Genomic DNA, 15038 nt, shown 5'->3' with positions numbered 1-15038 from the left:
TTAAGCATTTTTCATGATAATGGTTTCAAGTGTATTAGCAACGGTTTGGCAATAGTCTGCGATATCTTCAAGATTTTCGTAGATTTCTTTATATTGAATGATACGGATTGGATCTTTTTCAACCGTAAATAAATTTTTAATCGACTGGCGTAAGATATTATCACAGTTGGATTCATAATCTTTTATTTTAATCGCATGTTCTCTTATTTGTTGTAACTTTTTATTTGAAAGCAGTTCAACCGCTTTGTCAATTTCATGAACACTGGCTTGAATAGCATCCACAAATTTCTTCATATAGTCATCTGCATTCGTAATGGAGTACATTTCAAATAATGCCGCACATCCTTCAAGGCCATCCAGAACATCATCCATGCTCATCGCTAGATGAAGAATGTCTTCACGTTCAATTGGAGTGATGAAAGCATCATTCAATTCTTTGATTACTTCGTGAACGAATGTATCTCCTTTGGTTTCCAGTTCTTTCATTTTCTCTGAGAAAATTTTCAAATCACTCACATTTTTTAATTTATAATCAGTGAAGAAATTTGCACTTTCTTTAAGGTTCGCAGAAATATTACTAAGTAATGCCATAAATTTATCAGTTTTTTTGAATGCCATGTAATTACCCCCATTTTAATTTAAAGGTCTTGTAGACCAACTTAGATATTTTATCTGAAAAATGTCGAAGAAAGAAACAAATTCTATGTAACTTTACAAAAACTTAACATTAGAATTTTTTGAATAGTTCATTTTTAAGATGGAGACCTTTTTACTTTTACCTAAATTCATTGATTTATGTATTAAAGGTAGGTTGTAAGATTTTTTCTTTTCTGAGTATAAAAATGAAAATAGGGTACTTTATAGGTACAGGTAGCATGAAAATTAAGTTACTTTTCCAATACTGCCTGAGACAAATAATTGAATACTAAAAAGGAGTGTTCTAAATGAGTTTCATTTGGGCATTAATTATTGGTGGGATTATTGGATGGTTAGCAGGCCTTATCGTTGGAAGAGATATACCGGGCGGCATCATTGGTAACATCATAGCTGGATTTGTTGGGGCGTGGCTTGGGACAGCGATTTTAGGTAACTGGGGGCCGCATGTGGCTGATTTTGCAATAGTACCTGCAATCATTGGTTCTGCAGTATTGGTCTTGCTGCTAAGCTTCATTATGAGATCCTTTAGAAGAACCGATAAATAACCATTGAAAAAGCCTCCTAAATCAGGAGGCTTTTTCAATGGTTTTTGGTTCAATAACCTAAATTGAATATATGTCAATATCTTTAAAAATAGCAGGTTGATCTAAAAATGGAGCATGGCATACAATTTTATTCTGAGTAAATGGGTGAATCAACTCAAGCTTTGCTGCATGGAGTGCTTGTCTTTTAATAATTGCTTTCCCGCCATACAAAGTATCTCCAACTAAAGGATGTCCGAGATGACTTAAGTGAACTCTGATTTGATGGGTTCTCCCAGTATCGAGCCAACATTTAACATAGGATTGTTGTTTGTCTTTGTCTGTCTTTAAGACCATATAATGGGTAAGTGCCTCTTGACCTGTTGGAGAAACTCTTCTTTTGGTTGCATGATGGCGGTCACGGCCGATTGGATCCTTAATTGTTCCGCTTCTATGTTTAACTATCCCATGGACCAAAGCAATGTAGGTTCTTTTAATCTCCCGTTTTTCGAGCATATTGTCCAAAATAGCACCAGCTAAAGCATGTTTAGCAAAAAGGATGGCACCTGATGTATCGCGATCTAATCGATGAACCTGCCGAATGTTTCTTATTTCCCCATTTGATTGCAGATAATATTGCACCGCATTAACAAGGGTATATAGATCTGCGTTTGGGTCATTCGGATGGGTATTCATAAATGGCGGTTTGTTAAGAACCAATACATGGTCGTCCTCATAAAGGATGTCAACATCTATATAGTTTGGTGTGATTAGTAGTTCTTCTTCCTCAAAAAGTTTAACTTGCAGCTTCGAACCATGACTAAGAGGGATATTCCAGTTAGCCTGGTCTCCATTTAGTAAAACCTTATTTTCCATTCTAAAAGAATGAGTTAATTTTTTGGGGGCTCCCCATACGTTTCGAAAAATATCAGCAATGGTTCTTCCATTCCATTCCAATGGAACCGTTAGTTGAAACCATTCACCCATTCGCATTGTTTTTAGCATTTAATTCTCCTTCAGGTTATAATTACCACCGTAAATACAGTCTTTGTTATGTTATTCTTATGATATACAATCAGACAGAAATAAGCGATGGCAAAGGTGGGTTAAAAGTGAAAATTGTTTTTGCCTCCACACCAAGTCAGGAAGAAGAAATTAATGAACTGGTGAGGTACATCTATTCGAATATTTTTCCTCTCTACTATACCGATGAGGAAATTAATCAATTTGAACAGTTAAAGGTTTTGCATACATCTGAAGATTTTAACACATTAAAAGATGCCTTTCAGGTAATGACAAGTATTCAAACATTAATCTCTATTCTTGAGGCCTCTCAACTTGATGTTCAGTATACATTATTATTTAATAAGAATGTTGAGACCTTACAGGAATTTGGATTATTTTTTCCATTTGAATATGAACATTTTGAAGTGGCAAAATGTATCAGAGCAAACATGCTAAGTATCTATTCTAATGCTGATAATGAGTTGCTAGTATAATGAAAAAAAAAGTCTGCAAAATTGCAGGCTTTTTTTTTTTTTCTATTAGTAATGAGTAATTTTAAGGTAATATAGTAAAAGGAAAGAAAATAACAATTTTATATTACTGCAAAATTTGTCGGTTAATTTCAGTAGATTTTTAAAGGAGTAACAAACCTGAAATTAGAAACAATATAGAGTAGACAGAAACTGGAGGGGACACCTATGGATTGGAAGAAGAAAGTAAAAAGTTGGATAGAATTTGAAGGATTAGATGCTGAATTAAGAAATCAATTAACAGAAATAGTGAAGAATGAAGGGCAGCTAGAAGAGGTTTTTTATAAGAACTTAGAATTTGGAACTGGGGGTATGAGAGGCGAAATCGGTGTTGGTACGAATCGAATGAACCTTTATACTGTACGCAAAGCCTCAGCTGGTTTAGCGGGATACATAGAAAACCAAGGTATAGAAGCGAAACAACGCGGTGTTGTGATTGCTTTTGATTCCCGTCATAAGTCACTAGAATTTGCAATGGAGGCCGCTAAAACGTTAGCCTCAAAAGGAATCCAAACATATGTATTTGAAGAATTAAGGCCTACCCCTGAATTATCATTTGCGCTAAGATATTTAAATGCCTTTTCAGGAATTGTCATCACTGCAAGCCATAATCCGCCTGAATATAACGGATTTAAGGTATATGGTTCAGATGGCGGCCAACTTCCGCCAGATGGAGCAGACAAGGTTATTGCCAAGGTAAATGAGATCGAGAATGAATTACTAATTGAGGTTGATAGTGAAGAAAACTTAAGAGCTGCCGGATTAATTAAAACGATCGGTGCTGAAATTGATAATGCTTATATTGAGAAATTAAGAACTATTTCAGAGAATCCAAACCTTGCTGAAGAAACTGATATTAAAATCGTCTTTACCCCTTTACATGGGACTGCTAATAAGCCTGTCCGTGCTGCTTTATCTGCATTGGGCTATAAAAATGTAACAATCGTTAAAGAACAAGAACTTCCAGATCCGGAATTCTCGACTGTAAAAAGTCCTAACCCTGAAGAGCATGCAGCCTTTGAATTGGCCATTCGTGATGGAAAAGAAGTAGGAGCGGATCTTCTCATTGCTACAGATCCCGATGCCGATCGATTAGGTATTGCTGTGCGCAATCCTGAAGGAGAATATGTTGTTCTTACAGGAAACCAAACAGGTGCTTTGTTACTTGATTACATTATCACACAGAAAAAGGAAAAAGGAACACTCCCGGAAAATGGAGTTGTTTTAAAAACTATTGTTACATCAGAAATTGGCAGGAAAATTGCTACAGCTTATGATTTAGAAACAGTTGATGTCTTAACCGGATTTAAATTTATCGCTGAAAAAATTAATGAATATGAGACCACTGGCAATTTGAAATTTCTATTTGGATATGAGGAATCCTATGGCTATTTAATTGGCGACTTTGCTAGGGATAAGGATGCAGTCCAAGCGGCTCTACTAGCAACCGAAGTGTGTGCTTTTTATAAGAAACAAGGAAAAACCCTCTATCAAGGAATGATGGAAGTATTTGAAAAGTATGGTTATTACCAAGAAGGCCTACGTTCCTTAACCTTAAAAGGAAAGGAAGGGGCGGAGACAATCCAACAATTATTGGCTTCTTTCCGATCTGAGCCAATTACGAGTCTTGGAAACTTGACCACCTTCACGACTGAAGATTACTTAACAAGCATCCGTGTAAAGAATAAAGGAGAAGAAGAAATTGATTTACCAAAATCGAATGTTTTAAAATATACTTTCGAGGATGGTTCATGGGTTTGTTTAAGACCATCAGGAACAGAGCCGAAGGTGAAATTCTATTTTGGAGTCAATAGTAAAAGTTTAGAAGAAAGCAAGATAAAACTAAAATCGATTGAAAATGATTTTATGGCTTTAGTTGACGATAAAATGAAAATGGTTCAAGAAATTTAATCCAATCTTAATACGATCTAAGAACCTCATCATGAAAAGAAAAAAATAAAACACGGCTTCCATTTCAGGAAGCCGTGTTTTTTTTGGTGGAATTCTTTGGTCCGGTTGTAAAAAGTTTCTCAGGCAGAAATTGAATTCACTTATCATTTTAGGAAAGACTATACATCGGTATCTCATTAGGGTCAGGCTCTACGGTTTCATTCGCATGGTCAATGTAGCGAAGAAGGTTATATAGTTTGGTTTCAATTACACTGTAATCACGTTCGAAATTGTAGGCATGCAGGAATTGTTCAATTCTTTTTGATAAAAATTGGTCTTTTGTTCGTACCATTAAAATCAGCAAATTATCCCACTCAGATCGATGTGTATAATATAAAGCTCGATCATAATCCATTTTATTCATTTGTTTTATCTCCTCCTTATTAGGAGTTGAGATTATTGTATGATATTTTGACGATAACTTTCACAGCAAATGTTGGACACCCATTGTTTACGCGGTTTTCAACATTTACCTGTATATATTCTTGTCATTATGAACAAGGCGGAGGCGCTATGGTTAAAATTATAATTTGTGTCATGCTCTTTTTATCCCTACAACTGGAAAATGTCGCAAGCGCTAAAATTGTCAAAGCTGATAGACCGTATACTTATGAAATGTTAGAAAATGACCTTTCAATAATTAACGAAAAGTATCAAGAGAAAATAAAAATCAAATCGATCGGAACGTCTCACTTTGGGCGGGATATTTGGGCAATTAAGCTCGGAAAGGGCAAGAAAAATGTGGTTTTGATAGGCTCGCATCATGGGCGGGAGTGGCTGACAAGCTTAATGTTAATGAAAATGCTTGAGTCTTATGCAGCTTCCTATGAGGAGAAGGGCCTTTTCGGATTTAAATCCAATCATATTCTTAATGAAGTATCATTATGGTTTGTGCCAATGTTAAATCCAGATGGAGTGGCCATTCAACAGAATGATCTTAAAAATTTTCCATCTAAACATCAGAAACTTTTGGTGAAAATAAATGAAGGATCAGATAACTTTAAACGATGGAAAGCAAACGGCATGGGCATAGATTTAAATAGGCAATATCCAGCTGGGTGGGAAAGTCTTAATCCTGATCCTGTTTCACCCTCCTATAAACTTTATAAAGGAAAAAAACCATTAGAATCAAAAGAAGCACTCTCCTTAACGAAATTTATTAAGGAAATTAACCCTTCAATTGCAGTTGCTTATCATACAGCGGGAAGAGAAATTTATTGGAATTATAAAAATGGCAAGCATCTTACACGTGATAAACTTGTTGCTAAAAAAATTTCGAAATTAACCGGCTATAAATTAGCCAAACCTGAAAAAAACGCAGTGGGAGGCGGTTTCACGGATTGGTTTATCACTACTTATCACAGACCGGCCATGACAATTGAAATTAGTTATTTAGTTGGCGAAACAAATCCCCCCATCTCAATTTTTAAACAGGAATGGAAACGGAATCGACATGTTGGCTTGAAACTTGCTGTGGAAGCCAAGAAAATCTCTGATTAAAGCAATACTTGCCTATTGTTTTTTCTATCTTGTTTCATCATTCCCCTTTTTACTTCATACATTGTGGTAAGAGGAAAAGGGGGAATGGCAAAATGAATGTGGAAGGTCGTAATTCACTTGAATATGCGATCAGTGAAATCACTGAAATAGCAACCGGGTTTGGTTTGGATTTTTATCCAATGCGTTATGAAATCTGTCCTGCCGAAATTATTTATACATTTGGGGCTTATGGTATGCCAACCCGATTTTCACATTGGAGCTTCGGCAAGCAATTTCACAAAATGAAACTTCATTATGATTTAGGGCTGAGTAAAATTTATGAATTAGTTATCAATTCAAACCCATGCTATGCTTTTTTGCTTGATTCCAATACACTTATTCAAAATAAACTAATTGTTGCCCATGTTTTAGCACACTGTGACTTCTTTAAAAATAATGTTCGTTTTCAAAATACAAAACGTGATATGGTCGAAAGTATGGCTGCCACGGCAGAAAGAATTCATCAATATGAAGTTCAATATGGTAAAAAAGAAGTGGAAACCTTTTTAGATGCGGTATTGGCTATTGATGAACATATAGACCCATCGCTTATGAGGCCTAAGTTATCTTGGTCCATTGGAGACGACGAGGAAGATGATGACCTAGAGCTTCAAGTAACAACGCCATACGATGATCTGTGGAGATTGGATGAAAAAGATAAAAAGGAGACCAATCAACCGCGGAAAAAGAAATTTCCTCCAAGGCCAGAAAAGGATCTGTTGCTATTTATTGAAACATATAGCAGAGAGTTAGAGGATTGGCAGCGGGATATCTTAACAATGATGCGGGAGGAAATGCTCTACTTCTGGCCGCAGCTTGAAACGAAAATAATGAACGAAGGCTGGGCTTCCTATTGGCATCAACGAATTTTACGGGAAATGGATTTAACGAGCGGTGAGGCAATCGAGTTTGCTAAATTGAATGCGGGAGTTGTACAGCCATCAAAAACGGGCATTAATCCTTATTACCTTGGAATAAAGATTTTTGAGGATATTGAAGAACGCTATAACAATCCAACGGAAGAGATGAAGCGAAGAGGCGTGGTTCCAGGATCAGGGCGGGAAAAAATGTTTGAGGTCCGTGAAGTAGAATCCGATATATCTTTTCTTCGCAATTACTTAAATAAGGACCTTGTCATGCGAGAAGATATGTATCTTTTCCAAAAACAAGGAAGAGACTACAAAATTGTTGATAAACAATGGGAACAGATTCGTGATCAACTTGTAAATATGCGCGTAAATGGAGGTTTCCCTTACATCACTGTCAATGATGGCGATTATTTAAAAAATGGGGAACTATATCTAAAACACTGGTATGAAGGGGTGGAACTCGACGTTAAATATCTAGAAAAAGTTCTTCCATATATCCAACAGCTTTGGGGCAGACCTGTTCATATCGAATCGATGATTGAAGATAGAAAAATGTTATTTTCTTATGATGGTAAAGGAGTCCATCGTAAATATTTGTAATTTCTTGAGGCTATCTTGTACTATCAAGATAGCCTATTTCTATTTATGCGTAATAGGAGAGAGGAAATCATTTCATGAATGTATTTGTTAATGTAGTTAAAACTATTCTTAAAAAGGGGATAAATAAATGAAACAAGCTCTTAACTCTAAAGTTCTTTCAGTTTTAGAAGACAAAATTCAATTAATAAAAACAGAAAAAGGTGCGATATATTTAGTAGGACCGATCCGGCTTCCCGTTAATTTATACGGAGAAACAGTTAACTTCAAATGGTATTGTTGGCTAAATTGTGATGAGGTAACAGAGGATTTTGAAAGAATTATTGATAAGTTATCTTCTGCGAATTTAGCAGAGTTTCAACAATCAAGCGTTTTAGTATATGGTGACTTTGAATATGAAGATGATGTCATTATTAGAATGCATTCCATCTGCCATACGGGCGATATATTTGGAAGCAAGCGATGCGACTGTGGATTTCAATTAAAACAATCAATGAAAATGATCTCCGAACATGGAACAGGGGCATTATTTTATCTAGCAAATCACGAAGGAAGAGGAATAGGCTTATTCAGTAAGGCAATGGCCTATGTTCTTCAAGAAAACGGCTATGATACGGTCGAAGCAAATGAAGGCCTTGGTTTTGTCGATGATTCTAGAAACTATGGGGATGCTATTCAAGTCCTTAAAGCATTACGCTCTAAACCAGTCACACTTATGACTAACAATCCAAAAAAATTGGAAGCATTAAAAAGTGCTGGTTTAGAGGTAGCAGGCAGAAAGCCTTTGTGGGGAGATGTATCAGAGTATAACGAAAAATATCTGCAGACAAAAGTAAATAAGTCAGGTCATATAGGAGATAAGGGGACTTGTCCAAATGACTAACCATGAATTCTATATGGAGTTAGCTCTAAAAAATGCTAGTGCAATGAAAGGCCAAACAGACCCAAATCCACTAGTAGGGGCTGTGATTGTGAATGATAACCGAGTAGTGGGAATCGGAGCCCATTTAAAAGCTGGCGAGCCTCATGCTGAGATTCACGCTCTCCGTATGGCTGGCGAAGCAGCAAAAGGCGGAACCATTTATGTTACATTAGAACCATGTTCCCACTATGGCAGGACAGGCCCATGTGCTGTTGCAATAGTAGAAGCCGGTATTAAAAGAGTCGTAATTGCCACACTTGATCCAAATCCTGTTGTGTCAGGGAATGGAGTAAAAATTCTAAAAGACGCAGGAATTGAAGTAATAATCGGGGTTCATCAAGAGGAATCCCAAAAGATGAATGAAGTATTCAATAAATTCATCTTGGAGAAAAAACCATTTGTCACCTTAAAATCAGGGATTACTCTAGATGGGAAAATAGCCACTTATGCATCAAACAGTAAATGGATTACTTCGGAACAATCCAGACAGGATGTCCATCTTCTGAGGAATGAAAATATGGCTATTCTTATAGGGGTTAATACAGTAATAAAAGATAACCCGGAACTGACAGCGCGAATTCCGAATGGAAGAAATCCAATTCGTGTTATTTTGGATTCTACTTTAAAGATCCCTATAGATTCAAAAGTTGTAACAGATAACCTTGCTGAAACTTGGATATTTACGTGTCAGAAATATGATCAGGATAAGGAAAAAACATTAAAGTCCTTAGGGATGAAAGTCTTTCCTACCGATGGGGTGGAAAAAGTTGATCCTAAAGATGTCATGGAAATATTAGGTGAGCACCTTATCTCATCCGTATTAATTGAAGGAGGGGGCACCATAAATGCTTCTTTTCTTGAAAATAAATGTATTGATAAAGTAATTCTTTATTTTGCACCCAAATTAATTGGTGGAAAGGATGCACCTACTTTCTTAGAGGGGGCAGGAATAGAGAAAATGTCTGATGCAGTGGATTTAGTGGATACATCGATCATTAAAATTGGAAAAGACTTTAAATTTATTGGCTATCCGATTTATTCAAAAGAGGGAATTATGTGATGAGATTTGGTTTTGATATCGATGATACATTAATAAATCTACGCGAGCATGCCTTTAACATATACAATCAAAGATTGAATCAAAATGTACCGATTGAAATTTTTCATAACTTAAAACGAGTGGAGATACATGGACCCTTTGGATTAACAGATGAACAAGGGAAAGAAATGTGGCGTAATTCTTTAGAAGAAATTTATTATACGTCATGTCCTGCTTTTCCAGATGCTGTTGAAACTTTACAAGAACTAGAGAAGAAAGGGCATGAAATATATTATATTACGGCAAGACCCAAAGAACATGGGGAAAGAACGAAAGAATGGTTAAAACAAAACGGTTTTCCTGTTCATGAGGAGAGGTTTTTTTATGGTATGCAGGATCATGAAAAGGTAGAAATCATTAAAAAATTAAAACTCGATTATTATTTTGATGATAAACCAGAGGTTTTAAATACATTATTAAACGAATCAATTAAAATTTTTCTCAGGGATCAATCCTATAATCGTCATTTAAATTTACCGAGAATTATAAATTGGAGTGACCTTGAGGAAACAATAAAAGATAAAGTGAAATAAGAGTCGAGTTTTAGTGTGTGTTAAAGCTATCTTGTAAGACAAGATAGCTTTTTAATATATATAGGTTAAAAATGTGAATATTTTGTTACATATTATTAAACAAGTTGACAATGATAATCATTCTCTTTATAATCAGAATTGTGAATGATAATCATTATCAAATATAAAAATTATACAAACCGGGGGAAAACACAATGTCAATCAAATTTAAACTTCTAGCAGCAATGGCAGCCCTTTCATTAGTTCTTGGAGCTTGTGGAAAAGCAGAAGAAACAACAGATAAACCAAAGGTAGAAAACAAAGCAAAATCAGCAGAGAAAGAAGAAGTAAAGGAAAAAGAAGAAGTGAAATATGCTGATGTTTTTAAAGAGGCCGTAACTGAGCTTGAAAAAGCAAAAGAAGGTAAAGATGTTGATTTTGACAAAGTGACAGATTTATATAATTCCAATTTAAAAGAGTTAGTTCAAAAGAGAGACGCAGAATTTGAGGATACAATTGATGAAAAAATCACTGTAGCTTTAGCAGCTGGTAAAGATGGTTCAATGGATAAAGTAATCGTAAAACAAATCTTTGATAAATTAATGCAAAAGGTATTTTATACATCTATTAAACACGATTTTACAGAAGTAACTGAAAAATGGGGCAAAACTGAAGAAGTCAATGCAGAATTAGAAGAAGCAAAAGGATATTATGCCATTCTAAAATCAACTGTAGAAAAGCGTGATGCTGCTTATGGAACAAACCTTGTCAGTGTAATTGATGGGGGATTTAGTGAAATAGAAACAGCAATTAAAAACAATGATCAACTAAGCTTTAACTTAGGTAAGCAAGTGGTTGACAAAACGTTAATGAAGACCTTCTATCTAGCAACGGGTGCACTTCCAAATGGATATGCAACAAAGGCTGCAGCGGAAGCAGGGAAAGATGCTGCTTTAGCCAAAGTAGAACAGGCAGAAGGCTGGGCATTCTTCCAATCTTTATATAGCTATTTGAACAAACATGCAGCTGATGAAACTGCCTTGATTGAAAAACAATTCAATCTTGAATCTGATGTAAAAGCAGTTGATCCAGCTGCTGTTAATAAAGCTTTTGTTCGTGGTTTTGCAAAAATTGCCATTTCTGAGTATGGCGAGAGTAAAGAATTATTTGGTGAAGATAAAGCTGTTATCACTGGTTTAGAGGGTGCGTTATTCATCGATATCATCGGCGAAGATATCAAGGCCCTTCTTGGAGAAGATGGTTATAAGACACTAACTGAAAAAGCACAGAAATATGTTGAAACAGCAAAAGCTAAAGATAAAACCGCTGGTGAAGCACAATTGAACGAGTTAATTTCCACTCTGAATACAATCGTAGAAAAAGCGAAATAATGCAGAGGAAAAACCTTGTTAACTTACGCAAGGTTTTTCCTTTTTTCTCTGATATGAGAGAATAATGTACATAATAAGTCGTGATGACCAACTAGGTATAGAGGTGTTATACATTGAAAGTAATTGTTACTGGCGGAGCAGGGTTTATTGGCTCCCATCTTACAAGGAAATTGTTAAAGGAAGGCCATGAGGTTTTAATCATCGATGAACTGCATCCTTACTATTCTGTTGCTAGGAAAAAACGACAGCTAGAATTTGCACGTGGAGCAGGAGAGTTCGCTTTCTTTCAAAAAAGTCTTCTAAATGACGAAGCGGAAGTAAAGGAAATCTTTCTTTCCTACAAGCCAGAAATGGTAATACACCTAGCGGCCATTCCTGGAGTATCACATTCAATAACGGCCCCGAATGAGTATGTTGACTACGATATTAAAGCCACCATTAATGCACTGCGATTTGCGGGTCAATCAAACGTAAAACATTTTATTTTTGCTTCTTCCTCATCGGTTTACGGAGAACAAAAGAACGTTCCGCTTCAAGAAGAGATGGCGATGGGAAAGGTGGTATCTCCTTATGCAGCAGCTAAATTTGGGGCTGAATCCTTTTGCCATGCCTATTCTTCATTATTTGACTATAAAATTTCTATCCTTCGCTTTTTTACCGTTTATGGACCCTGGGGTAGGCCAGATATGGCCATTACAGGGTTTATTAAAAATTTGCTGAATAAACAGGAAATTACATTGTTTGGAAATAGAACGGCTAGAGACTATACATATATAGATGATTGTATAACAGGGATCATTAGTGCTTTTAACCAAACTGAAAGGGTCGGTACCTATAATATAGGGTCTGGTAAACCGATTTTTATTGAGGAATTAGTTGAGTATTTAAAGCAGCATTTTCCTGATCTAACTGTAAAACAAGGTGGTTTTCGCCAAGGGGATGTCAATTCCACATGGGCGGATATTTCGAAGGCACATCAACAGCTTGGATTTTCCCCATTAATATCTTTTTCAGAGGGACTTGCTAAAACGATAGAATGGGCCAAAAAGCATGTTTCGGAAATCAGTTAAACGTTTGGTTAAAGTGATGGGATTCATTCTAGCAGGAATTTTTATCCTGTTGTCCTGGCGATATTTTCATGCTGAAAACTTCTTAAATGGGTCCAAAAAATTTTTCTTGGGTAATCCTTTGATTATCATAGTTGTTACCGTGGGTTACCTATCCTCATTTATCCTCAGAGCTGAGGCGTGGAGATTATATCTAGGAAAGAAAGCCAAGTTTATAAGCTGTTTACAAGGCATTCTCTTAAGTCTTTTCGTAAATCATATCACTCCAATAAAGGTTGGGGATGCGGTTAGGGTCGGGGTGTTGTCCTGGAAGGAAAAAAACATAAGTCCTGATATTTCTGCACATTCTGTAGTTGTGCTCAGATCGCTTGATATGTTGTTCCTAATGTTATTTTCCATAATTGGACTTGTTGCTTTTTCCAAAGCGTTTATCTTCCACTTGTCATTAGGAGTATTGCTTATTTTAGGTTTAAGCTTTCTAATAGGAGGATTTATAGTCTTTAAATACTGTCCACTCTTTGTGGAAAAGCATATCTTATTATTAAGAACAAGCTTTAAGGGCTGGAATTTTGTTTATATTTTTTTCTTAATTGGATTAAGCTGGGCTATGGAAGGCGCTGTTTTGTGGGGAGTAACAGCTTCGTTAGGTGATGGTCTTTCTATTTATAAGTCAATTTGGGTCAATTCTATTACTGTCGGTGGGCAGGTATTTCAAATTACACCTGGGGGAATATCTACATACGAATCAGTCATGACTGCGGCTTTAACAAGTTTTGGGTTTCCGACAAAGGATGGATATATGGTTGCTCTTATTAGCCATAGTTATAAGTTTATTTTTTCCTATTTCGTTGGTTTCCTGCTTTTGATTCATTCACCTGCATCAAATTTTAAACAAATAAGAGTGTTTCTAAGAATGAGAGGAAGACAAAAATGAAAAAAGCATCTTCTTTTGAAAAAGTGGCGGCAAGGTGTTGGAACCTTCTGAATGAGGGGAAGCCGTTTACTCCAATATTTACAATCGGTACCATGTTGATTTATTCCCTATCTAAGTTGGGATCCCCTTCTTACAGTTTAGATCTATTCTTAGGGTTATTAGCAATCTTACCTCTATTAATTATTTACTACCTGTACGATTATCCATTATTTCTTAGAAACTATTTATGGATCCCATTTACAGCCTTTCTTATCATTTGGGATCATGTGAATATTAGTTTGCTTTTTACTGGCATTGGTTTATATTTCTTCTTTACAGTCTTTTTTTGGGGCACATTTTATTATCATTTGCGCATCGGTACCTCATGGCTGAATTTTACCCGGTTCTGGAAGCTCGTTTTAAAAAATAGTGATTCAACAAGTGGGAATGCCCAAGAACAACTGCCAAAGTTTCTTTTGTTATTATCACTTTGGAATTTGACTATTGAGAAGCAAACCTGGTCGGGAAGTGAAATTGGAGTCATCGTATTCTTCTATTTAGGAATTCTATTGTTTTCTTGGATTCTTCATAAAAATCTGTTCGATTGGAAGCCGAAGATTATCCCTACCTTTACTTCTAATGTTGCAGAGCGGACAGATGCCATTAATAAGAAAGTTATTGTTATGGTCATTGACGGAATGAGGAAAGAGCGTTTTGAAGAAGCGAACACTCCCTTTCTCGACTATTTGAGAAAAAATGGAACAGACTATACTAGAATGGAAACCGTATATCCAGCAAGAACTGTCGTTTGTTTTTCATCGATGTTTTCAGGAACTTACCCATTTGAACATGGAATCAAGTCGAATATGGTTTGGAAGCATGGTATTAAAGTAGAGAGCGTATTTGACACATTAAGAAAAGTAGGGAAAAAGGGTTCATTATTAGCGGTAGCCCATCTCGTTGATTCCTTTGGAAAGGATGTAGAGACATTCACAGCCGTAATGCACAATAATGTTGTTGATCGTAAAATTATTGATCGAGCGAAAAATATCATGGAAGAACAGGATCCCGATTTGCAAATTGTGCAATTAATAAGTACAGACCAAACTGGACATAGCCGAGGAGTATTATATAACGAATATATTCAAAAAATCGAAGAGGCTGACGCCTTAGTTAAAGAATATTTTGAGTGGTTAAAAGAGAAAGGTAAGCTTGAAAATTACACGTTTATTGTTTGTGCTGACCATGGTCAAGCTGATGGGATTGGTGGACATGGCCACCTCGATGAAGGTGAAAGATTCGTACCGTTCTTTATGTATGGTCCGTCTATTGAAACAGGAAAAAGTGTGGAGGAAAAGCATAGCTTGGTTTCCCTCGCTTCAACGATTTCCTATTTGTTGGGGGCACCATATCCTAGTCACAGCCGTGGGCCAGTATTAATAGAGGCAGTAAGGAAGGATGTTTAA

The 15038-nt window shown here is 36.1% G+C and carries 15 protein-coding genes; 12 read left to right on the top strand and 3 right to left on the bottom strand.

All coding sequences use genetic code 11. The features are described from left to right. A complete protein-coding gene (locus J7E77_RS07295; protein WP_088085931.1) occupies positions 1-618 on the bottom strand; it encodes a DUF47 domain-containing protein in 618 nt (205 codons plus the stop codon). A 326-nt stretch (positions 619-944) separates the two neighbouring features. On the opposite strand from J7E77_RS07295, the gene J7E77_RS07290 reads away from it, so the two are divergent. After that, the gene (locus tag J7E77_RS07290; RefSeq protein ID WP_214713287.1) at positions 945-1202 is read left to right on the top strand and encodes a GlsB/YeaQ/YmgE family stress response membrane protein; all 258 of its coding nucleotides are present in this window, start codon (positions 945-947) and stop codon (positions 1200-1202) included. Positions 1203-1259: 57 nt separating this feature from the next. Here J7E77_RS07290 and J7E77_RS07285 read toward each other — a convergent pair whose 3' ends face one another. Continuing rightward, positions 1260-2183, bottom strand: a complete 924-nt coding sequence (locus tag J7E77_RS07285; RefSeq protein ID WP_214713286.1) for an RluA family pseudouridine synthase — start codon at positions 2181-2183, stop codon at positions 1260-1262. Between the two features lie 107 nt (positions 2184-2290). On the opposite strand from J7E77_RS07285, the gene J7E77_RS07280 reads away from it, so the two are divergent. Then, positions 2291-2677: a YhcU family protein gene (locus tag J7E77_RS07280; protein WP_214713285.1), complete on the top strand. Its 387-nt coding sequence runs from the start codon at positions 2291-2293 to the stop codon at positions 2675-2677. 204 nt (positions 2678-2881) lie between these two features. Continuing rightward, on the top strand, positions 2882-4624 hold the full coding sequence (locus tag J7E77_RS07275; RefSeq protein WP_214713284.1) for a phospho-sugar mutase: 1743 nt from the start codon (positions 2882-2884) through the stop codon (positions 4622-4624). A 148-nt stretch (positions 4625-4772) separates the two neighbouring features. Here the strand turns inward: J7E77_RS07275 and J7E77_RS07270 are convergent, their stop codons facing one another. Further along, a complete protein-coding gene (locus J7E77_RS07270) occupies positions 4773-5027 on the bottom strand; it encodes a YhdB family protein (RefSeq protein WP_088085936.1) in 255 nt (84 codons plus the stop codon). A 149-nt stretch (positions 5028-5176) separates the two neighbouring features. Here J7E77_RS07270 and J7E77_RS07265 point away from each other — a divergent pair, with 149 nt between their 5' ends. From J7E77_RS07265 to J7E77_RS07225, 9 genes are all read left to right on the top strand, one after another. Further along, complete coding sequence (locus J7E77_RS07265; protein ID WP_214713283.1) at positions 5177-6163, top strand: M14 family zinc carboxypeptidase; 987 nt, start codon at positions 5177-5179, stop codon at positions 6161-6163. A gap of 92 nt (positions 6164-6255) precedes the next feature. Continuing rightward, positions 6256-7671, top strand: a complete 1416-nt coding sequence (locus J7E77_RS07260) for a SpoVR family protein (RefSeq protein WP_214713282.1) — start codon at positions 6256-6258, stop codon at positions 7669-7671. Between the two features lie 127 nt (positions 7672-7798). Further along, positions 7799-8551, top strand: coding sequence for a GTP cyclohydrolase II (locus tag J7E77_RS07255; protein ID WP_214713281.1), 753 nt, complete (start codon positions 7799-7801; stop codon positions 8549-8551). Continuing rightward, positions 8544-9650: a bifunctional diaminohydroxyphosphoribosylaminopyrimidine deaminase/5-amino-6-(5-phosphoribosylamino)uracil reductase RibD gene (gene ribD, locus J7E77_RS07250; protein WP_214713280.1), complete on the top strand. Its 1107-nt coding sequence runs from the start codon at positions 8544-8546 to the stop codon at positions 9648-9650. Before J7E77_RS07255 ends, ribD begins: the two co-directional genes overlap by 8 nt. Next, on the top strand, positions 9650-10222 hold the full coding sequence (locus tag J7E77_RS07245) for a 5' nucleotidase, NT5C type (protein ID WP_214713279.1): 573 nt from the start codon (positions 9650-9652) through the stop codon (positions 10220-10222). Before ribD ends, J7E77_RS07245 begins: the two co-directional genes overlap by 1 nt. A gap of 194 nt (positions 10223-10416) precedes the next feature. After that, positions 10417-11592 carry a hypothetical protein gene (locus J7E77_RS07240; protein WP_214713278.1) on the top strand — a complete coding sequence of 392 codons (1176 nt, stop codon included), beginning with the start codon at positions 10417-10419 and terminating at the stop codon, positions 11590-11592. A gap of 113 nt (positions 11593-11705) precedes the next feature. After that, positions 11706-12662, top strand: coding sequence for an NAD-dependent epimerase/dehydratase family protein (locus tag J7E77_RS07235; protein ID WP_214713277.1), 957 nt, complete (start codon positions 11706-11708; stop codon positions 12660-12662). Further along, positions 12643-13593, top strand: coding sequence for a lysylphosphatidylglycerol synthase transmembrane domain-containing protein (locus tag J7E77_RS07230; protein WP_214713276.1), 951 nt, complete (start codon positions 12643-12645; stop codon positions 13591-13593). The genes J7E77_RS07235 and J7E77_RS07230 overlap by 20 nt, the downstream gene beginning before the upstream one ends. Beyond that, positions 13590-15038 (top strand): alkaline phosphatase family protein, encoded by a 1449-nt coding sequence (locus J7E77_RS07225; RefSeq protein WP_214713275.1) that lies wholly within the window; start codon positions 13590-13592, stop codon positions 15036-15038. The genes J7E77_RS07230 and J7E77_RS07225 overlap by 4 nt, the downstream gene beginning before the upstream one ends.

This window comes from Bacillus sp. ISL-77, assembly GCF_018613105.1.
This window is presented reverse-complemented; position numbering and strand designations above follow the sequence as displayed.